The following is a 21,421-nucleotide window of genomic DNA, read 5'->3' on the forward strand; positions in this document are numbered from 1 at the left end:
CCCCGCCCGGCGTCCCACTGTGGTCCCTCCTTTCCGTCCCACCGTGTGGAGGGAACCAGCCGTGAGACGAAGACGATTTGTGTCAGGGACGCTCGGCGCGCTGTCGGGGATCGCGCTCGGCCCGGCGGCGGTCCGCGCCGCCGCGGCGGCGCCGCGGGCGCAGGGCTGGCAGGCGGTGCCCGCGCCCGGCAGCACCCCGCCCGCGCAGCTGCGCCGGATCGCCGCCGCCGGGCCCCGACTGGCCTGGGCCGTGGGCGAGGAGGCCGTCGGCGGCTCGGCGCCCTCGCGGGCGCTCGCCATGGTCTGGAACGGCACCGCCTGGTCGAAGACCGACGTGTCCTCGCCGGCCTACGAAGGGCGCCTGATCGACGTCGCCGGGGTCTGCGCCGACGCGGCGTGGAGCGTGGGCTGGCCCACCGGCAGCGCGAGCCCGCTGCTGCGCTGGGACGGCACCACCTGGCGCGAGGCCGCGTTCCCCGGCAAGGGCGAGCCGGACGTGCGGCTGAGCGCGGTGGCCGTCGGGCCCGACCGGCGGGTGTGGGTCAGTGGCACCCGGGGCGGCTCCACCCGGCTGCTGCACCGGGACGGCAAGCGGTGGCGGTGGCTCGACCCGCTGCCCGCGCCGGGCGTCAACCTGTACCGCGTGGTGCTGCGCACGCCGGACGAGGTCTGGGTCTGCGGCGACCGGGCGGCGGGCGGCGGCTGGACCGGGTTCGTGGCCCGGTGGAACGGCTCGTGGACGGTGCTGCCGCCGCTCGTGGGCCTGCGGCAGACCTTCGCCGACGTCCACGCGGTCGCCGCGGACGACGTCTGGGCCGTGGGCAACGAGTTCGGCGTCGGCGGGCCTCCCGGACGCCCCGGCAACCCCATCCTGCGGCACTGGGACGGCACCGCCTGGAGAGAGGTGGACGCCGGGTTCACCCTCGGCTCGCTGTCCTCGGTCGCGGGCGACGCACAGGGCCGCCCCGCGTGGATATCGGCCTGGAACTACCAGGACCAGAGCCGCAGTACGTACTTGCGGTACGACGCCGGCACCTGGACCACGGTGCGCGGACCCGCGGGCCCCGCCCCCGCGCCCTACGTCAACGACCTCGCCCGCACCCCGGGCACATCGGGCTTCTGGTCGTGCGGGATGACCAGGTCGGCCCCCTACCCGCCGACCGAGGCGTACACGGAACGCTTCGACGCCTGAATTCGTTGGCCACACCACCTACCTGGGTCGTAACCTCGGCCCGTGAACCAGCGCAAGCGCAAGAAGTACTCCCGCCACCTGTTCGAAGCGATCTGGGGCGGCGACCGCGCCCGGGTCAGGGCGCTGCTGCGGGCCGGTGTCGACCCGGAGCGCCCTGACAGCGAGGGCACGACGCCGCTGTACGAGGCCTGCGTGAACGGCAGGACGGGCGTTGCCCGGCTGCTCCTGAAGGCGGGCGCCGCCCCGGACGCCGAGAGCGCCGGACTCGGCGCGGAGGGCACGCCCCTGTGCGCGGCCGCCTGTTGGGGGCGCACCGCGACCGTGTGCGAACTGCTGGCGCACGGCGCCGACCCGAACCTCCGCGAGGAGAACGGCACGGGCTGGTCACCGCTGGCGTGGGCGCGCGCCGGCGGCCACTCCGAGACGGCCGACGTCCTCCTCGCGGCGGGCGCTGTCCCGCCCGAGAGGGCCGCCTGAGAGCTGTGCCGCCTGCCTCAGCCGCCGAGCAGCGCGTCGCCCTCCGCGCTCCTGCGGTAGCGCACCACGTTCCGGTCGCGCTCGCGCAGGACCAGGCCCGAGCGGTGCAGCACGCCCAGGTGGTAGGAGACCGTGGCGGGCGCGAGCCGGTGCCGGGCGGCGAGTTCGCCGGTGGTGCGGGGCGCGGCCAGGTCGCCGAGCAGCGCGGCCCGGCTCCTGCCGAGGAGCCGGGCGACGGCCGGGCGCCGGGGCCGGTCGGCGGCCGTGCCGATGCCGGTGGCCGGATAGCCGAGTACCGCGTTGCCCGGCTCGCCCAGCTGCACGCTGACCTGCGGCCAGGACGCCGCCATGGGGGAGAGGACCACTTCGGCGCCGTGGAAGTGGACGGTCTCCTCGTAGTTCTTGCGGACCGTGAGGCGGCCGTCGGCCCAGGTGACGTCGGCGTGCAGCGTCTTGAGCACGTGCCCGACGCCGTACGTGGCCAACTCCACTGAGCGGGCCGCCACATCGGCGTCGAGCACCGACTTCAGGCCGCTCCAGCCGTCGGCGACCGCGTCCTGCCAGAACTCGCGCAGGCCGTTGGCCGCCCGCTCGGCGAACGTCCCCGACTCCACCGCGTCCAGCACGTCCCCGGGCACCGGGCCGTTCCGGAAGCGCATCTCGCACACCTGGAACGCGGCCTCCTCCGGCGAGGTGCCGCCGACGGCCTGCACCTGCTCGGCGAACGTACGGCCCGCGGGCCCCACGGCGGGTTTGGGCGTCAGCAGGTCCGGCATGTACGTGGGTCCGCCTGGTACGGACAGGCACTGCGCGACCAGGCGCACGTCGGGGCGGCGAAGCGCCCAGCGGGCCGCGGCCCCCGGGTCGCCGAACACCGGATGCCGCCCGCCGGTCACGGCGTACCGCAGCCACCAGACGGCCTCGTTCGCGGGGGACGGGGCGAACCGGACCCTGCCGACGGACTCCGCGTCCAGATGCGCGTGGATCACGCCACCGGATGCTAGGCGGCACCGGGCGACGCGCGCGACGCGGAACCCGGCCAATTCGAACGTGGTCGAATCTCTCGCTCCGCTCCGGCGCACGGCAGTTGACTGGAGCGAGGGCAGGGGCAGGACGGGACGGCACCGGCGGGTGCCGCGCGTCCTGGAGGCCGGACGCGTCCGGGGGTGCGGCGCGTCCGGGGGTGCGGCGCGGGGCGGGGCCCGGACGGGGGTCGGGCCCCGCCTCCGCGCCGGGGGCGCTAGACGATGCCCTCGGCGATCTCCGCCTGCTCCTTGTCCGTGCCGTACGCGGCCGGGGTGTTGTAGGTGCGGCGGGCCACGAACCACCAGATCGTGGCGAGGACCAGGACCACGGCGAGCGCGATGGACGCGTAGTTCATGGTGTCGACGTTCACCGGCGACGACTGCGGGAGGCAGAACAGGACCGTCACGAAGGCCACCCAGCACACCGCGATCCAGCCCACGGGCTTGCTCCACCGGCCCAGGTTCCACGGCCCGGGCTGGAACCGGTCGCCCGCCTTCAGGCGCAGCAGGATCGGGATGGCATAGGCGGGCGTGATGCCGATGACGTTGATGGCGGTGACGGCGCCGTACGCGGTCTCGGAGTACAGCGACGGCAGCGCGATGACGCCGGCCAGGCCGACCGAGAGCCACACGGCGGGGACCGGCACCTGCGTCTTGGGGCTCACCTTGCGCCACACCGCGGAGCCCGGAAGGGCGTTGTCGCGGCTGAAGGCGAAGACCATGCGGCTGGCCGCGGCCGTCTCGGCGTTGCCGCAGAACAGCTGGGCCACGATCACGATGAGCAGCAGCGCGGTGGCGCCGGACGTGCCGAGCCCGTCGATGAAGATCTGCGCGGGCGGCACGCCGGTCCCGCTCTCCTGGGTGCCCACGTAGTCCTGGATGGCGAAGGTGAGCCCGGCGAGCAGCACGAACCCGGCGATCCAGGAGGCCCAGATGGCGCGCACGATGCCGCGCGCGGCGGTCACGGAGGCGTTGGAGGTCTCCTCCGACAGGTGCGCGGACGCGTCGTAGCCGGAGAACGTGTACTGGGCGAGCAGCAGGCCGATCATGCACACGTACACCGGGCTCGACCAGCCGGTGTCGTTGACGAACTCGCCGAACACGAACGACGGCGACTGGTGCGAGTCGGGGACGATCGCGAGGACGCCGACGATCACCGCGACACCGGCCAGGTGCCACCACACGGAGATGGAGTTCAGGAGGCTGACGAGCCGGACGTTGAAGAGGTTCAGGAGCGCGTGCAGGAACAGGATGCCCAGGAAGATCACGAAGGTGGATCCGGCCGTCGGCGTGAAGTCGGTGTGCATGCTCAGCAGGGCGCCGCTGAACAGGGCCGCTCCGTAGTCGATGCCCGCGATCGCGCCGAGGAGGCCGAGGAGGTTGAGCCAGCCCGTGTACCAGCCCCAGCGCCTGCCGCCGAGCCGGTCCGCCATGTAGTAGAGGGCGCCGGAGGTGGGATAGGCGCTGGTGACCTCGGCCAGTGCCAGGCCCACGAACAGGACCATCAGGCCGACCCCGGCCCAGCCCCACATCATCACCGCGGGCCCGCCGGTGCCGAGGCCGAAGCCGTACAGCGTCATGCAGCCGGACAGGACGGAGATGACGGAGAAGCTGATGGCGAAGTTGCCGAAGCCGCCCATGCGGCGGGCCAGGACGGGCTGGTAGCCGAGTTCCCTGAGCCGCTGCTCCTCATCGGGGAGCGGTGGTATCGCGGCAGAACTCGACACGGTGGTGCGGGACACGGATCAACCTCCGGGGAGAGCGGGGGTGCGGGGGTGTGAGGGGTGTGTCACGGGGGTGACGAAGGGTGGTGCCGAAAGTGCCGGGCAGTGCAGGGGGGGCAGGGGTGGGTCAGCCGCGCGGCCCTGCGCCGCGCGCGGCGTGGAAGCAGCGCGCCCGGGCCTGCACGAAGGCCTCGGCGGCGGCCTCCGCGTCGCCCGGCGGCGTGGTGCGGTACGTCCACGGCACGGTGGCGTAGAAGGGGTCGAGGGCCTCGAACACCCGCACCGCGTCGTGGAAGTGGTGCGCGCCCCACAGCGCGTGCGCCAGGTAGTTGAGGTCGAGCAGCGAGGCCGCTTCGGGCTGCGCGTGGTCGAACCACAGCTGGAGCGCCCGCAGCGCGCCGCGCGTCGCGTCCTCCGCGATCCAGTGCAGGTCGAGCGCGCGCTCGCTGCCGCCCTCGCGGCGGTAGCGCTCCACCCGGACGTACAGCGGGAGCACGTGCAGGGGCGAGCCCGCGGGCGCCGCGGCGGACGCCCAGTGCACGAAGTTGACCGCCTCGGTCAGCGGCGCGCCCGGCCTGCGGTGGTACGCGAACTGGAGCATGCGGTGGTACGCCTCGCGGTTGCCCGGGTCGCGCTTGTCGGCCTCGGCGAGGATCTGCCACGGGCCGGGGAACAGCATCGGCTCCGGCGCCGCCACCCGGTGCTCGTCCCACCGCTGGCCCTCGTCGAGTTGGGCGAGCGCCAGCAGGCAGATCCACGGGACGGGGTCCTCGGGGGAGGTCTGCGAGGCGATGCGGCAGGCGCTGTTCGCCTCGCGCCACAGGTCGTTGGTGTGGCGGTGGCCCGCCCGGTGCGCGCGCAGGGCGCGCTCCACCGTGACCCGGGTGTGCAGGACCGTGGCGGCGACGCTGCGCGGCTCCTCGGCGAGCCAGGCGCGCACCACGTCGGAGCCGGCCACGGCGGCCGCCAGGATCTGGGTGCGCTGGGTCCACAGGCCCCAGTCGGGGGTCTCGGTCAGCAGGTTCCTCGTCGACACCCAGCGGCCTGCCTTGAGGTCCTGGAGCACGGCGCGCAGCGGCGCGTCGTGACCGGCCGGGTGATACACCGGGCGGGCTAAGGGCATCGGCTGGGTCCTCTGGGCTGGCTGGGGGCTGCGGGCTGCTGGCTCTTCGTGAGGGTCTGTGGTCTGCGCGTTCTGTGAGTGATGAACTGATGTACGAGTGGGTGTTGTTGTTCGGCGGTCAGTGTAGAGCGGAGACTTCCGATTACTGGTCGGTCCTCGGATCTTTCTTGACCAACTTGTGTCAACGCGGCGCGCCGATGAGCGCTTTGGTTTCTCACTCGTTCAACGGCGGTCCCCCATGCGCACTTTGGGTGCCTCCCTTCCCTTGACGGGTCCCGCGGCCTGTAGCAGGCTGCCGCCGTGATCACGACTTACTGCGCGGCGTACGCACCCGGGCGCGGAAGAGGCCGCGGATGACCGGCGGCGGCCCGGTGCTGGCCGTCGACCAGGGCACTTCCGGCACCAAGGCCCTCGTCGTCTGCCCCGAGCGCGGCGTGATCGCCTCCGCCGACGCCCCCGTCCGCCCCCGCCACCTGCCCGGCGGCCGCGTCGAGGTCGACCCCGGCGAGCTGCTCGCCTCCGTGCTCGACGCCGGGCGCGCGGCCCTCGACCGCGCGGGCGAGCCGGTCGCCGCCGTGGGCCTCGCCAACCAGGGCGAGACCGTCCTCGCCTGGGACCCGGCCACGGGCGAGCCGCTCACCGACGCCCTGGTGTGGCAGGACCGCCGCGCCGAGCCCCTGTGCGCCGAACTCGCCGCGCACGCCGACGAACTGAAGGACCTCACGGGCCTGCCGCTCGACCCCTACTTCGCCGCGCCCAAGATGGCGTGGATACGCCGCCACCGCACCCGGCGCGGCGTGGTCACCACCAGCGACGCCTGGCTGGTCCACCGGCTCACCGGCGCCTTCGTGACGGACGCCGCCACCGCCGGGCGCACCCAGCTCCTCGACCTGGACTCCGTCACCTGGTCCGAGCGCGCCCTCGCCCTCTTCGGGCTCGACGGCGAGGAGCTGCCCCGCGTCGTCGACGCCGCCGAACAGGTCGGCACCACCGGCGCGTTCGGCGCCGAGCTGCCCCTGACCGGCCTCCTCGTCGACCAGCAGGCCGCGCTGCTCGCCCAGGACGTCACCGCGCCCGGCAGCGCCAAGTGCACCTACGGCACCGGCGCGTTCCTGCTCGCCCAGACCGGTGAGCGGCCGCGCCGCGGCGGCTCCGGCCTCGTCGCCTGCGTCGCCTGGCGCCTCGCGGGCCGCAGCAGCTACTGCCTGGACGGCCAGGTCCTCACGGCCGCTTCGGCCGTGCGCTGGCTCACGGACCTCGGCGTGATCAAGGGCGCGCGGGACCTCGACCCGGTCGGCTCGGCCGTGCCGGACAGCGGCGGCGTCACCTTCGTCCCCGCCCTCGCCGGGCTCGCCGCCCCCTGGTGGCGCGGCGACGCGCGCGGCTCCCTGACCGGGCTCGGCCTCGACACCACCCCCGGGCACCTGGTGCGCGCGCTGTGCGAGGGCGTCGCCGCGCAGGTCGCCGAGCTCGCCGACGCCGCGGCCGCCGACCTCGGCGAGCCCCTGCGGAGCCTGCGCGTCGACGGCGGCCTGACCCGGTCGGCCCTGCTCATGCAGACCCAGGCCGATCTGCTCCAGCGGCCCGTCGAGGTCTCCGCCCTGCCGGACGTCACGGCGCTCGGCGTGGGCGCGGTGGCGCGCCTCGGCCTCGACAGCGGGCTCGGCCTGGCCGACGTCGTACCCGAGTGGCGGCCCGCCGCCGTGTACGAGCCGCGGATCGGCCCGGACGAGGCCGCCGCGCGCCGCGTCGCCTTCCGCACCGAGGTGACGGCCCTGCTGGAGCGCACGCCCCCGTCATGACCGCCGCGCGCCGGGCCCCCGACTGCCCGGCGGCGGGGCCGCCCGCCCCTCGAACGAACCGCCCGCACGACCCCTGAGGGACGAGAGCCGGACCCATGAGCGACCGCACGACCTTCGAGCCGCAGGGCCGCGTCACCCGCGCCGGGGCGCTGCCGGAGACGACGTACGACGTCACCGTCGTCGGCGCGGGAGTCGTCGGCACGGCGATCGCCCGCGAACTGGCCCACCACCCGCTGCGGATCGCGGTGGTCGAGTCGTCCGACGACGTGGGCGAGGGCACGTCCAAGGCCAACACGGCGATCCTGCACACCGGCTTCGACGCCGTGCCCGGCTCCCTGGAGGCCCGCCTCGTCCGCGAGGGGCAGCGGCGGCTCGCCGCCTACGCGGCCGGGACCGGCATCCCCGTGGAGCCGGTCGGCGCGCTCCTGGTCGCCTGGGACGAGGAGCAGCTGGCCGCGCTGCCGGGCCTCCTCGACAAGGCCGTGCGCAACGGCTACCACGAGGCCTCGCTCCTGGACGCCGCCGCCGTGCGGGCCCGCGAGCCCCACCTCGGGCCCGGCGCGCTCGGCGCCCTCGCCGTGCCGGGGGAGAGCGTCATCTGCCCCTGGACGACACCGCTCGCCTACGCGACGCAGGCCGTGCGCAACGGCGTGGACCTGCACCTCGGCTGCCCGGTGACGGCGGTCGCCCAGGACGGTGACGGCCACGTCCTCACCACCGGCCGTGGCCGACTGCGCACCCGCTACCTCGTCAACGCGGCGGGCCTGCACGCCGACACCGTCGACCGCATGCTCGGCCACGACACCTTCACGGTCACGCCCCGCCGCGGCCAGCTCATCGTCTTCGACAAGCTCGCCCGCGACCTGGTGCGGCACATCCTGCTGCCCGTGCCCACGGCGCTCGGCAAGGGCGTCCTCGTCGCGCCGACGGTGTACGGCAACGTCCTGCTCGGGCCCACCGCGGAGGACCTGGACGACAAACGGGCCACCGGCTCCACCGCCGAGGGCCTCGCCGGGCTGCGCCGCCAGGGCGCCCGCGTCCTGCCGCCGCTCCTCGACGAGGAGGTCACCGCCGTCTACGCCGGCCTGCGCGCGGCGACCGGGCACGACGACTACCGCATCGACGCCCGGCCGCGGCAGCGCTACGTGACCGTCGGCGGCATCCGCTCCACCGGCCTGACGGCCTCCATGGCCATCGCCGCGCACGTCACGGAGCTGCTCGCCGGGACGGGGCTGCGCCTCGGCGCGCGCCGGGACCTCGCGCCGGTGCGGATGCCGAACCTGGGCGAGGCCTTCCCGCGCCCCTACGAGAGCGCCGAGCTGATCGCCGCCGACCCCGCGTACGGCACCCTCGTCTGCCACTGCGAACGCGTCACCCGCGGGGAGATCCGCGACGCCCTGCGCAGCACGGTCCCGCCGGTCACCGTCGACGGGCTGCGCCGCCGCACCCGGGCGCGCGGCGGCCGGTGCCAGGGGTTCTACTGCGGGGCCGCCGTACGCGCGCTCCTCGACGGGCGCGACCGGACGGCACAGCGATGAGCGACGAGCGGCGGGAGACCCCCATGAGGCGCGAACGCGCGGTCGACGTCCTGGTCGTCGGCGCGGGACCGGCGGGCCTCGCCACCGCGGCCGGGCTCGCCGCCGCGGGCGCGGGCCGCGTCGAGGTCCTGGAGCGGGAGCGGCAGGCGGGCGGCGTCCCGCGCCACTGCCACCACGGCGGCTTCGGCGACCGCGCGGTCGCGGGTCTGGCCGTCCCCGGCCTGAGCGGCCCCCGCTACGCGCGGCGGTGTGTCGAGGCGGCCGTGCGCGCGGGCGCCACCGTGCGCACGGGCGTCACCGCCACCGGCTGGGCGGGCCCCCGCACCCTCGACACGACCTCGCCCGGCGGCCTCGAACGCCTCACCGCGCGGGCCGTCGTGCTCGCCACCGGCGCCCGCGAACGGCCCCGCGCCGCGCGCCTCGTGCCCGGCAGCAGGCCCGCCGGCGTCTACACCACCGGCGAACTCCAGCAGGCCGTACACGTCTTCGGGCAGCGCGTCGGCACCCGGGCCGTGGTGGTCGGCGCCGAGGCGGTCTCGTACGCGGCCCTGGACACGCTGCGGCGCGCCGGGGTCCGGGTGGTCGCCCACGTCGCGCCCGCGGCCCGGCCCGACGCCCCGGCCGCGCGCGTCGCCGTGGCCCGGCTGTGGCACGGGATCCCCCTGCTCACGGACACCGACGTGGCCGAACTCGTCGGCCGGGGGCGCCTGTCGGGTGTGCGGCTGCGCCACCGCACCGGACGGAGCGCGCAGGTCGCCTGCGACACCGTGGTGTTCACCGGCGACTTCGTTCCCGACCACGAGCTGGCGCGGCGCGGCGGAGTGCCGCTCGCGCCCGGCACGCGCGGCCCCGACGTCGACGCGGCCTTCCGCACGGCCCGCCACGGGGTGTTCGCGGTCGGGAATGTGGCCCACGCCGTCGAGCCCGCACGGGTGGTGGCGGCGGAAGGGCGGCGCGCGGCGGAGTCCGTGCGGCGCTTTCTGGCGTCCGGCGAGTGGCGGAGCGCGGCGTCCGCCCGATAGCGAAAAATTGACGCCAAAAATGAACTGTCAACCACCCGGGTCCTCAGGCGTGCACCGGCGTGGTGGCGGGCGCACGCCAATGGGGTGGCGGAATCTCCCCTTTCCCAGGGAGGATCGGCCACTCTGCTCCTCGTTAGGAGCGCGCGTTCTCCCGGGGTAGTTGCTTATTCGATGACGTGATTCCGCAGGCGCGGGGCTGTCTTGAATTGCGTGATCGTTTCCTCGCCCCTGGGGAAGGGGTGAACAATGCAATCTCGTCGCCTCAGGGCACGTGTCCGCGATCCGCTGTGTCTCCTCGGTCCTCTTCTCGCCCCGGGCCTGCTGGGACGGGAGAGAAGTCAAGATCCTCGATGGGATTTCGCAACTTCCCAATGTATCTCAGGTGAAACTGCTGAAGAACCCTCAGTTTCACGCCACGGCGGCGCATCAGTGGTGGGCGTGCTCTCTCAGGAACCTGTCCTAGAGTAACGCGCGGTCATGTGGGGAACGCTTCCCCCTCTTTACTCATGCAGTGCGCAGCGAAAAGTACAGGAGCAGGTCGGCCAGGATCCTTGACCGCCGGTGCCGACGCCGTATCGATCTTCGCGAGGGGGAAACCGGGTGGCCATGGGAAACGGGTGGCACCAGAGGGAAAACTTGATGACTGTGAAAGCTGTGAAAGGTGTTACGCAATTTCCGGCAGTGTTCCCGGATAATCTGTCATTCAACATTCTTGGGCCGCTGGCGGTGTGGTCGGCCGAGGGGCCGCTCCTTCTGGGACCCGCGCGGCAGCGCGCGGTCCTGTCGGCCCTGTTGCTGGCGCCCGGGCAGGTGATCGGCACCGAGCGGCTCACGGAGGCCATCTGGCCCGCGGGCCCGCCCGGCAACGTGGTCGCGAGCCTGCACAGCTACGTGTCCCATCTGCGCCGCCAGTTGGAGCCGGACGGTCCGCCCCGGGGGCGCAACCGCGTCCTGCGCAGGGAGTCGCAGGGCTATCTGCTCGCGGTGGCGGCGGAGCGCGTGGACGCCTGCCGCTTCGAGGGCCAACTGCGCGCCGGACGGCGGCTGCTGCGGGCGGGCCGCTACCCGGAGGCGTGCCGGGCGCTCGGGGAGTCCCTCGCGCTGTGGCGCGGCGCGCCGTACGCGGAACTCGGCGACTACGAACCCGCCGTGCGCGAGGCGGCGCGCCTGGAGGAACTGCGGCTCATGACCTGGGAGGCCCTGTGGGAGGCCGAGTTGGCCTGGGGCCGGGACAACGGCACCGTGGTCGCCGAGCTGGCCGCGCTCAGCGCGCGCTATCCCACGCGGGAGCGCCTGGGCTGGCTCCTGATGGTCGCGCTGTGCGAGGTGGGCAGGCAGGCGGAGGCGGTGCGGGTCTACCACCGGATACGCCGGGCCCTGGCCCAGGAGCTGGGGGTGGACCCGGGACGCGAACTGCGGGCGCTCTTCGGCCGGATCCTCCGTGACGAGTTCGTCGGGCGGGTGTGCGTGCTCCACTGACGCCGACGCCGACGGCCTGCCGGGGCAGGAGCCGCCCGTCCCGCCGGGACGGTGCTCCTGCCCCGGCGGGACGGCGCCGCTGCTCGGAACTAGTGGATGCGCCGGTCCTGGTGGGCCCAGTACGGCTCGCGGAGCGCGCTCTTGCGCACCTTGCCGTTGCTCGTGCGCGGCAGGGCCTCCTGGAAGTCCACACTGGTGGGCGCCTTGTACCGGGCCAGGCGCTGCTTGCAGTACGCGATGATCCCGGCCGCGTCCCGCGCGGCGTCCGCGGCGGGCACCACGACCGCCTTGACGGTCTCGCCCCAGCGCTCGTCCGGCACGCCGATGACGGCCACCTCCGCGACGTCCGGATGGCCCAGGAGGCAGTCCTCGACCTCCACCGACGACACGCTCTCGCCGCCGGTGACGATGACGTCCTTCAGCCGGTCGAAGAGCCGGAGGTGCCCCTCGTCGTCGAAGGACCCCGCGTCGCCGGTGTGGAACCACCCCTCCCGCAGCGCGGCCCCGTCGGCCCGCTCGTCCTGCCAGTAGCCGTCGAGGACCATGTTGGAGCGGGCCAGGACCTCGCCGCGCTCACCGGTCCGCATCCGGACGCCGAGAGCGGGCGCGCCCGCCCGCGTCAGGCCGCCGCTGCCGGGCGCACCCGGCAGCCGCCGGTTGAAGGTGAGCAGCGTCGTCTCGGTGAGGCCGTACACCTGGAGGAACTCCCAGCCGAGCGTCTCCTCCACCTCGGCGACGAGCCGCTCGTCGACGGGCGCGCCCGCGCAGACCACCCGGGTCCGCCCGCGCCCGGGCACCTCTCCCGGCCAGTCCCGGGCCGCCCGGATCACCGCGTCCCACACGGCGGGCGCGCCGAACGCGAGGGTCACGCCGTGCTCCTGGACCCGGCGCAGGATCTCCGTACCGTCGATCCGGCGCAACAGCACCTGCCGCGCGCCGAGCCCGGCGAGCAGGAACGGCACGCCCCAGCCGTTGCAGTGGAACGTGGGCAGCGTGTGCAGATAGACGTCCCCCTCCCAGATCCGCCCGTGCACGCCGAACGTCATCGCGTTGAGCCAGATGCTCCGGTGCGTCAGGGCGACGCCCTTGGGGCGCGCCGAGGTGCCCGAGGTGTAGTTGAGGGTCGCCACCGCGTTCTCGTCCGGCCGCTCCCAGGGGCGCGGCTCGACGCCGAAGCGCATGACCTCCGTCTCGGTCTGCTCCCCGAGGACGAACCGCTTCGGCACGTCGACCGAGCCGAGGACCGCCTCGACGTCGGGGTCGACGAACACGACCGAGGCGTCGCACTGGCGCAGGATGTACGCGATCTCCTCGGGCGTGAGCCGGTAGTTCACCGGCACGCAGATCCGCCCGCTCGCCGTCACGGCGTACAACAGCTCCAGGAGCCGGGAGGAGTTGGGGCTGACGACGGCGACCCGCTCGCCCGCGCCGACCCCCAGCGCGTCCAGACCGGCCTGCCAGGCCCGTATGCGCGCGAGGAGCGTGCCGTACGTCGTCGTCGGCACCGGGGCGGCCGGCTGTCCCGGCTCGTCGACGAGCGCCGTGCGCCCGGCGGCGGCCGCCTCGGCGCGGTCGAGGAAGTCGGCCGTGGTGAGCGGAACGAGCATGATGCGTCCTCACAGTGGTGTGCCGGAGACAACAGTGGTGTGCCGGAGACGAGTGGTGTGCCGGAGACGACGGACAGCGGAGCAGCGGGCGAGCCGGGCCGGACGGGAGCGCGCGGAAACCGGAAAGGGCGGTGCGGCGCCCGGGGGACCGGGCGGAGCCGCGGGAAGCGACGGCGGTGGTGCTCACTCCGGGCGGTGCGCGCGACGGGGCCACACGCCCGCGACACCGCGCCTCGTCCTCATCCTGGCATCCCCGATCCGCATCCAGAAAGCCTCGGTCGGCCGTCGCCAAGTCGCCTCCAAGAAACCGCCAAGAGCGGCCGGTGACGATGCAGCGGCACCACGGGCCACGGGTGCCGAGGCGGGGAGGACCGATGCGACGTGAGGAGTCGGGTGTGACGGACGTGCCGGGCGCGCTGACCACCTGGGCCGCCAGGGGGTGGGCCGAGGAGAACGGCGTCGGCAGCGACACGCTGCGCCGCCTGGTGCAGGCCTGGCCGCGCCGGGCAGCGGTCACGACCAGGCCCGAGGTCATGGACGAGAGCGCGGGCCACGACCCGGCCGTGCCCGACTACCCCCTGGAGATCGTGCCGTTCGCCGAGCACCCGCGCTTCCTCGCGGCCAGCCCGGACCAGCGGCGACAGGTCCTCACCGGCCTGTGGATCGGCTACAACGAGCGCGTCATCGCCACCGAACACCTCATCGCCGAGCCCGCTTTCGACCTCATCATGTGCGGCGTCTTCCCCGGCAGCGACGCGCCCCTCGTGCGCCGGAGCGTGCAGCAGGCCGTCGTGGACGAGAGCTTCCACACCTACATGCACATGCTCGCCATCGACCGCACCCGGGAGCTGCGCGGCGTGCGCACCCGGCCGGAGCAGCCGCCACTCGTCACCTACCGGCGGCTGTGCCAGGTCCTCGCGACGATGCCCGAGGAGTGGGAGCGCCACGTCGCCGTGCTCGTCTGGGGCGCGGTCGCCGAGACCTGCATCAACTCCCTGCTCGCCCTGCTCGCCCGGGACGACTCGATCCAGCCCATGCACTCCCTGATCACCACCTTGCACCTGCGGGACGAGACGGCGCACGGCTCGATCGTCACCGAGGTCGTCAGGGAGCTGTACGAGCGGATGAACGCGGCACAGCGCCGCACCCTGGTGCGCTGCCTGCCGCTCGCCCTGGAGGCGTTCGCCGCGCAGGACCTGTCCACGCTGCGCCTCGAACTGGCCACCGCGGGCGTCCGCGGCGCCGACGAGATCGTCGGCGACCTGCGGGCGCAGTCCTCCGGGCGGCGGCTCGTCCGCGACTTCTCCGGCGCGCAGCGGATGGTCGAGCGCCTCGGCCTGGCCGGCGAGGTCGACTTCGACTTCCCCGAGCGGCCCGCGTGGTCGCCCGGCGCGGCGACGCCCCGCTGAGGCCGCACGCCGCCGCGTCGCCCCCGGGACGCGGGCGGGCCCGCACCCGGCCCGCGCCCGTGCCTCCCGGACCGCCGAAGGGCCCGCACGGCCCGTCAACGGCCGCCCGCACGGCCGACCTCCGACAGCCGCTGAAAGGTGACCTGATGATCGTTGCCCGCCTCCGCCCCCATGTGCTGATCGACGAGCAGAGTCGGCTGACCTCCGCGTGGCGGCACGACGGACACCGGTCGTTCCACTGCCGGGCCGGCCGCCACACCCTCGTCGCCTTCCCCGACCTCGCCCCGGCCTCGCCCGCGGGCGAGGAGTTCGCGGCCCTGCTGCGCGCCACGGCCGCCGTCGAGACCGTCGTCGACAGCGCGCAGTCACCGCCCCTGGGCAGCTTCGCGGCCACGGGCGAGCACAGCGCCGTCCGCGTGACCGACGACTGGAGCGTGGGCGGCGGCTCCTTCACCTGGATAGCCGGGCCGTGCGCCGTGGAGAGTGCGGACCGGCTGACGACCGTGGCGCGGGACGTACGGGCCCGGGGCGCGCACCTGCTGCGGGGCGGCGCCTTCAAACCCCGTACGTCCCCCTACGCCTTCCAGGGGCTCGGCACCGACGGGCTCGCGCTGCTGCGCGACGCGGCCGCGGCGGCCGGGCTCGGCGTCGTCACGGAGGTCGTCGACGCCGCCCACGTCGAGGCCGTGGCCGAGGTCGCCGACGTGCTCCAGATCGGCACGCGCAACGCCCAGAACTTCCCGCTGCTGCGCGAGGTGGCGCTGACCGGCCGCCCCGTCCTGCTCAAACGCGGCTTCGGCTGCACCGTCCAGGAGTGGCTGCACAGCGCCGAGTACCTCCTCGCGGCGGGCAACGGCAACGTGCTGCTGTGCGAGCGCGGCGTGCGCACCTTCGAGAACGCGAGCCGCTTCACCCTGGACATCACCGCCGTACCGCTCCTGAAGCGGCTCAGCCACCTGCCGGTGATCGTCGACCCCAGCCACGCCTGCGGGCACGCGGACCTGGTCGCCCCGCTGGCCGCGGCCGCCGCCGTCGCGGGTGCCGACGGCGTGATGGTCGACGTCGACGAGGCGGGCCGCACCGCGCTGTGCGACGCCGAACAAGCGATCACACCGGACGAGTTCGGCGCCCTGGTGGCGCGGACCGGACGGATCCTGGACAGCGCGGAGCCGATGGAACCGGTCGCGGACCACGCGATGGTGAGCCGATGACCGGGGAGGCGGCGATGGAGATGAACGAGGGACGCGGCCGGGCGCTGCGCCGGCGGCTCGCGGACGCGGGCGACGTGGAGCGCCACCGGTTGCTGCTGGATCTGATCCGTACGCATGCGGCGGCCGCTCTGGAGCGGGCGGACGCGGCGCCGCTGGACGCCGCCCGGGCCTTCGGCGCGCAGGGGGTGCGCGGGCGGGCCGCGGCGCGGTTGCGCGAGGGCCTGAGCGAGGCGACGGGCGTCGCCCTGTCCGCGACGGCCCTGTTCGACTACCCGACGCCGGAGGGGCTGGCCGCCCACCTGTGCTCACGCGTCCTTGGCGAGCCCGCCGCCACCGACGACACCCCTGGCGACGGAGGTGTGGACGAGCCGATCGCGATCGTCGGGATGGGCTGCCGCCTGCCCGGCGAGGTGCGTTCGCCGGACGATCTGTGGCAGCTGGTGCGCTCGGAGACCGACGCGATCTCGGAGTTCCCCCGCGACCGCGGCTGGAACGTGGCCCACGACCCGGACCCCGACCACGTGGGCACCACCGTCACCCGGCACGCCGGGTTCCTGTACGACGCGGCCGACTTCGACGCCGACTTCTTCGGGATCAGCCCCGGCGAGGCCGTGACGATCGACCCCCAGCACCGCCTCCTGATGGAGACGGCGTGGGAGGCCGTGGAGCGCGCCAGGATCGACCCGACCTCGCTGCGCGGCAGCAGCACCGGCGTGTTCGTCGGCATCATGTACAGCGAGTACGGCGCCCGGATCCGGCACGTGCCGCCGAGCGCCGAGGGCTACCGCGTGGTGGGCAGCATGCCCAGTGTGGCCTCCGGGCGCCTGGCGTACGCGCTCGGTCTCGAAGGGCCCGCCGTCACGGTCGACACCGCCTGTTCGTCGTCGCTGGTGTCGCTGCACCTGGCGGCCCAGTCGCTGCGCAAGGGCGAGTGCCGCCTGGCCCTCGCGGGCGGTGTCACCGTGATGGCGACGCCCTGAGGGTACGTGGAGTTCAGCAGGCAGCGCGGCCTCGCACCGGACGGACGGTGCCGCTCGTTCTCCGCCGACGCGGCGGGCAGCAGCTGGTCGGAGGGCGTGGGCGTACTGCTCCTCGAACGGCTGTCGGACGCGGTGAGCAACGGGCACCGGGTCCTCGCCGTGGTGCGCGGCTCGGCCGTCAACCAGGACGGCGCGTCCAACGGCCTGACGGCGCCCAACGGCCCCGCCCAGCAGCGCGTGATCCGCCAGGCGCTCGCCCACGCCGGGCTCACCACGGCGGACGTGGACTGCGTGGACGCCCACGGCGCCGGGACCCAGCTCGGCGACCCGATCGAGGCACAGGCACTCCTTGCCACCTACGGCCAGGGGCGGCCTGCCGAACAGCCTTTGTGGCTGGGCTCGTTGAAGTCCAACATCGGCCACACCCAGGCCGCCGCCGGGGTCTCGGGCGTCATCAAGATGGTGATGGCGATCCGGCACGGGGTGCTGCCGCGCAGCCTGCACATCAGCGAGCCGACGCCGCACGTCGACTGGGGCTCCGGCGCGGTGCGGCTGCTCGCCGGGGCCGAGCCCTGGCCCGACGTGGGGCGCCCGCGCCGCGCGGGCGTCTCCTCCTTCGGCGTGGGCGGGACCAACGCCCACGTCATCGTGGAGCAGGCGGCCCCGGCCCCCGACGACCCGGCCCTGCCCCCCGTGGACGGGGAGGACACCTCCGCCCGCCCGCTGCCCTGGCTGGTGTCGGGCAGCGGCCGGGCAGGCCTCAAGGCCCAGGCCCGGCGCCTTGCGGAGTTCCTCGCCGCGGGCCCCGAGGCCGGTGCCGCGGACCTGGCGTACTCCCTGGCCACGACGCGGGCCGCGCTCGCGGACCGGGCCGTCGTGGTGGCCGCGGGCCGTGCCGAGGCCGCCGCGCGCCTGGCCGCCATCGCACAGGACGGGCCCGAGGGGCAGGGCGAGCACACCGCGCTCGGCACCGCCACGGCGCGCGACCGCGTCACGTTCGTCTTCCCCGGCCAGGGCTCCCAGTGGCCGGGCATGGCGGCCGAACTGATGAGCTCCTCGCCGGTGTTCGGGGAGTCCATCGAGGCCTGCGCCGCCGCCCTGGCCCCGCACGTCGACTGGTCGCTGACGAAGGTGCTGCGCGGCGAGTCCGGCGCGCCGACCCTGGAGCGCGTCGACGTCGTCCAGCCCGCGCTGTTCGCGGTGATGGTCTCGCTCGCGGCGCTGTGGCGGTCCTTCGGCGTGGAACCCGCCGCGGTCGTCGGCCACTCCCAGGGGGAGATCGCCGCCGCCCACGTCGCGGGCGCGCTCTCGCTGCAGGACGCCGCGCGCATCGTGGCCGTGCGCAGCCGCGCCCTGCGGGTCCTGTCGGGACGCGGCGGCATGGTCTCCGTCGTGGCCCCCGTCGACCAGGTGCGGCGCGGCCTGGCGCCGTGGGACGGCGCCGTGTCCGTCGCGGCCGTCAACGGGCCCCGCTCCGTGGTCGTCTCCGGCGAGTCCGCCGCCCTGGACGCGGCCATGGCGGCCTTCGAGCGGGACGGCGTGCGCGTGCGCCGCATCCCGGTGGACTACGCCTCGCACTCCGCGCAGGTCGAGGAGATCCGCGACACCCTCGTCGAGGCCCTGTCCGGCATCCGGCCGCGCCCGGCCACCGTGCCGTTCCACTCGACGGTGACCGGCGAACCCATCGACACCACCACCCTTGACCCCACGTACTGGGTGAACAACCTGCGCGACACCGTCCAGTTCCACCGCACCGTCAGCAGGCTGCTCGCCACGGGGCACACCACCTACATCGAGATGAGCCCGCACCCGGTGCTCACCATCGGCATCCAGGAGACCGCCGAGGCCGCCGATGACGCCGCCGCCCAGGACGCCCTGACCGTCGAGTCGCTGCGGCGCAACGAGGGCGGCACCAAGCGGTTCCTGACCGCGGTCGCCGAGGCCCACGCCCACGGGGTCGCCGTCGACTGGACGCCCGCCTTCGCGCACACCGCGCCGCGCCTGACCGACGTACCGACGTACGCCTTCCAGCGGCGCCGCTACTGGCTGGAGGACGCCGCCCCGCCGGTGGCGGACGTGGCGGCGGCCGGGCTCGACGGCGTCGACCACCCGCTCCTTGGCGCCGCCGTGCCGCTGGCGGACGGCAGCGGCGCCACCCTGTTCACCGGGAGCGCGTCCGCGCACACCCACCCGTGGCTCGCCGACCACGCCGTCGCCGACGTCCTGGTCGTCCCGGGCACCGCGCTCGTGGAGGCCGTCCTGCACGCCGGGGCGCAGACGGGCTGCGACACCCTGGAGGAGCTGGTCCTCCAAGCCCCGCTGATCCTGCCCGAACAAGGCGCCGTGCGCCTCCAGTTGAGCCTGTCCGGACCCGACGGGGCCGGGCGGCGCGAGGTCGCCTTCTCCTCGCGGGCGCACGACGCGGGCGCCGACGAACCGTGGACCCGGCACGCCGGCGGCACCCTGGCGCCGACCGCCCAGCAGGCCGCCGCACCGCCCGCCAACTGGCCGCCCGCCGGGGCCGAAGAGGTCGAACTCGACGACTGCTACCGCGAGCTGGCCAAGAACGGGCTCCACTACGGCGCCGCCCTGCAAGGCCTGCGCCGCTGCTGGCGCCTGGACGACGAGTTGTACGCGGAGGCCGAACTCCCGCAGGCCGCGGGCGGCACCGACCGCTACGGCCTGCACCCCGCCCTGTTCGACGCCGCCCTGCACGCCGCGGCCCTGCCCGGCGGGCCCGGCACCGGCGACGACCGCGCGACCCGGCTGCCGTTCTCCTGGACCGGCGTCACCCTGCACGCCACCGGCGCCGCCCGGCTGCGCGCCCGCATCCGCCGCACCGGCCCCGACACCCTGACGCTGACCGCCACCGACCCCGCGGGCCGCCCGGTCGTCACCGTCGACGCCCTGGGGATGCGCCCGGTGACCGCCCAGGCCCTGCGCCGGGCCGCGGCCCTGTCCGACGCCTCGCTGCTGCGCCTGCAATGGCGGCCCGCACCGCCGCCCGCGCAGCCCGCGCCCGCGGTCTCGCACTGGGCCTGGATCGGCCCCGACGACACCGACGCCATCGACGACCCCTTTGCCGCACGGGGCATCACCCGCACCACGCACTCCGACGTCGCCGCCCTGTGCGCCGCGCTCGCCGCAGGCGCCGCCACACCCGACGTCGTCGTCCTCGCCGAACCCGCCACCCCCGACGGCACCGACCGGGCCGCCGCCGCCCACCTGGCCGTGCACCGGGCCCTGGCCGCCGTGCAGGACTGGTCGGCCGACGACCGCCTCGCCCGCACCCGCCTGACCGTGCTCACCCAGGACGCGGTCGCCGCCGCCCCCGGCGCGGCACCCGACCCCGCCCTTGCCGCCGTCTGGGGCCTGATCCGCTCGGGCCAGGCGGAACACCCCGGCCGCGTCACCCTGGTGGACCTGGACGGCACCGCCGCCTCCCGGGCCGCGCTGCCCGCCGCCGTGGACAGCGCCCACTCCCAGCTCGCCGTGCGCGACGGAACCCTGCTCACCCCGCACCTCACCCGCCTCTCCGCCCGGCCCGGCGACGCACCGGCCTGGCGCACCGACGGCACCGTCCTGGTCACCGGCGGCCTCGGCACCCTCGGCCGACTCCTGGTCCGGCACCTGGTGGCGACGCACGGACTGCGCCGCCTGACCGTCGTGGCGCGCTCCGGCGAAGCGGGCGCGGCCGAGTTCCTGCGCGAGATGCGCGCCCAAGGCGCCGAACTCCACGTGGTGGCGGGCGACGCGGGCGACCGCGACGTCCTGGCCGGTGCCCTGGCGTCGATCCCCGCCGACCGCCCGCTGACCGCCGTCGTGCACCTGGCGGGCACCCTGGACGACGGCGTCCTGTCCGCGCAGACACCCGAGCGCGTCGACCGCGTCCTGCGCCCCAAGGCGGACGCGGCCTGGCACCTGCACGAACTGACCGCGCGAACCGGCGTGCCCCTGGTGGCCTACTCGTCCGTGTCCAGCGTCCTCGGCCCGGCCGGACAGGCCGCCTACGCGGCGGCGAACGCGTTCGTGGACGCCCTCGTCACCCGCCGCCACGCCACCGGCACCCCCGGACTCGCCCTCGGCTGGGGCCTGTGGAGCGCACGCTCCGGCCTCACCGGCGACCTCGCGGACACCGACGTACGCCGCATCACCCGCACCGGCATCAAACCCCTCTCCAGTGACCAGGGCCTCGCCCTGTTCGACCTCGCCCGCACCACCGGCGAACCCGTCGTCCTCCCCCTGCCGCTGGACGCCACCACCCTCCACGACAGCACCACCGACGACGTGCCACCCCTGCTCCGCACCCTCGCCCGCACCCCGGTGCGACGCACCACCGCCGACACCGCGGAGGCGCCCGGCGAGGACTCCCTGGCCGAACGGCTCGGGCGCCTGTCCGTGCCCGAGCAGGACGAGCTCCTGCTGGACCTGGTCCGCGGCCACGTCGCCGCCGTCCTCGGCTACGACGACCCGAGGACCGTCGGCGAGCGGCGCCCCTTCACCGACATCGGCTTCGACTCGCTGCGCGCCCTGCAACTGCGCAACCGGCTCGGCGGCGCCACCGGACTCCGCCTCTCGGCCACGCTCGTCTTCGACTACCCCACGCCGCTCGCCCTCGGACAGCAACTGCGCGCCCTGCTCGTACCGGACGCGGGGGACGAACACGCGCCGCCGCCACGGCCCGACGCCACGCGCGAGCGGCCCGGCGCGGACGAGGCGGCCCTGGCCCGGCTCGGTTCGGCCTCCCGGGAAGAGGTCTTCGACCTCATCGACGACATGCTCGCCGAGTAGGCCCCGGGCGCCCCGCCCGCCACCGCCTCCGTCTTCGCCCC

Annotated in this window: 11 protein-coding genes and 3 pseudogenes; 10 read left to right on the top strand and 4 right to left on the bottom strand. The window is 75.0% G+C overall.

Annotated elements, in window-relative coordinates:
• The first annotated feature begins 79 nt into the window (after window positions 1–79).
• Window positions 80–1,192: a hypothetical protein gene (locus IG74_RS0124755; RefSeq protein ID WP_037826001.1), complete on the top strand. Its 1,113-nt coding sequence runs from the start codon at window positions 80–82 to the stop codon at window positions 1,190–1,192.
• Window positions 1,193–1,234: 42 nt separating this feature from the next.
• On the top strand, window positions 1,235–1,669 hold the full coding sequence (locus IG74_RS0124760; protein ID WP_030681428.1) for an ankyrin repeat domain-containing protein: 435 nt from the start codon (window positions 1,235–1,237) through the stop codon (window positions 1,667–1,669).
• A 17-nt stretch (window positions 1,670–1,686) separates the two neighbouring features.
• On the opposite strand, the gene IG74_RS0124765 is transcribed toward IG74_RS0124760, so the two are convergent.
• The 3 genes from IG74_RS0124765 to IG74_RS0124775 all read right to left on the bottom strand — a co-directional run bounded on the left by IG74_RS0124765 (window position 1,687) and on the right by IG74_RS0124775 (window position 5,541).
• Entirely contained in the window at window positions 1,687–2,658 is a 972-nt protein-coding gene (locus IG74_RS0124765) for an ArsR/SmtB family transcription factor (RefSeq protein WP_030681431.1), read from the bottom strand.
• Window positions 2,659–2,909: 251 nt separating this feature from the next.
• A complete protein-coding gene (locus tag IG74_RS0124770) occupies window positions 2,910–4,436 on the bottom strand; it encodes an amino acid permease (RefSeq protein WP_234334445.1) in 1,527 nt (508 codons plus the stop codon).
• Between the two features lie 109 nt (window positions 4,437–4,545).
• A complete protein-coding gene (locus IG74_RS0124775; RefSeq protein WP_030681437.1) occupies window positions 4,546–5,541 on the bottom strand; it encodes a hypothetical protein in 996 nt (331 codons plus the stop codon).
• A 353-nt stretch (window positions 5,542–5,894) separates the two neighbouring features.
• Here IG74_RS0124775 and IG74_RS0124780 point away from each other — a divergent pair, with 353 nt between their 5' ends.
• From IG74_RS0124780 to IG74_RS0124795, 4 genes and pseudogenes are all read left to right on the top strand, one after another.
• Window positions 5,895–7,343 carry an FGGY family carbohydrate kinase gene (locus IG74_RS0124780; protein ID WP_030681440.1) on the top strand — a complete coding sequence of 483 codons (1,449 nt, stop codon included), beginning with the start codon at window positions 5,895–5,897 and terminating at the stop codon, window positions 7,341–7,343.
• Between the two features lie 95 nt (window positions 7,344–7,438).
• On the top strand, window positions 7,439–8,881 hold the full coding sequence (locus tag IG74_RS0124785; protein WP_051855281.1) for an FAD-dependent oxidoreductase: 1,443 nt from the start codon (window positions 7,439–7,441) through the stop codon (window positions 8,879–8,881).
• A gap of 23 nt (window positions 8,882–8,904) precedes the next feature.
• Window positions 8,905–9,879, top strand: a pseudogene (locus tag IG74_RS0124790) (NAD(P)/FAD-dependent oxidoreductase); the annotation flags it as partial.
• 750 nt (window positions 9,880–10,629) lie between these two features.
• Window positions 10,630–11,382 carry an AfsR/SARP family transcriptional regulator gene (locus IG74_RS0124795; RefSeq protein WP_051855285.1) on the top strand — a complete coding sequence of 251 codons (753 nt, stop codon included), beginning with the start codon at window positions 10,630–10,632 and terminating at the stop codon, window positions 11,380–11,382.
• An 89-nt stretch (window positions 11,383–11,471) separates the two neighbouring features.
• On the opposite strand, the gene IG74_RS0124800 is transcribed toward IG74_RS0124795, so the two are convergent.
• Window positions 11,472–12,989 carry an AMP-binding protein gene (locus IG74_RS0124800; RefSeq protein WP_030681449.1) on the bottom strand — a complete coding sequence of 506 codons (1,518 nt, stop codon included), beginning with the start codon at window positions 12,987–12,989 and terminating at the stop codon, window positions 11,472–11,474.
• Window positions 12,990–13,363: 374 nt separating this feature from the next.
• Here IG74_RS0124800 and IG74_RS0124805 point away from each other — a divergent pair, with 374 nt between their 5' ends.
• From IG74_RS0124805 to IG74_RS53505, 4 genes and pseudogenes are all read left to right on the top strand, one after another.
• A complete protein-coding gene (locus IG74_RS0124805; RefSeq protein WP_030681451.1) occupies window positions 13,364–14,398 on the top strand; it encodes a 4-aminobenzoate N-oxygenase in 1,035 nt (344 codons plus the stop codon).
• Window positions 14,399–14,544: 146 nt separating this feature from the next.
• On the top strand, window positions 14,545–15,609 hold the full coding sequence (gene aroF, locus IG74_RS48110) for a 3-deoxy-7-phosphoheptulonate synthase (protein WP_078869021.1): 1,065 nt from the start codon (window positions 14,545–14,547) through the stop codon (window positions 15,607–15,609).
• A 245-nt stretch (window positions 15,610–15,854) separates the two neighbouring features.
• A pseudogene (locus tag IG74_RS52805) lies at window positions 15,855–19,718 on the top strand (type I polyketide synthase); the annotation flags it as partial.
• A 12-nt stretch (window positions 19,719–19,730) separates the two neighbouring features.
• Window positions 19,731–21,380: pseudogene (locus IG74_RS53505) on the top strand (type I polyketide synthase); the annotation flags it as partial.
• Window positions 21,381–21,421: the final 41 nt, after the last annotated feature.

The organism is Streptomyces sp. NRRL B-1347, from assembly GCF_000720325.1.
In the GTDB taxonomy this organism is placed as follows: Bacteria; Actinomycetota; Actinomycetes; order Streptomycetales; family Streptomycetaceae; genus Streptomyces.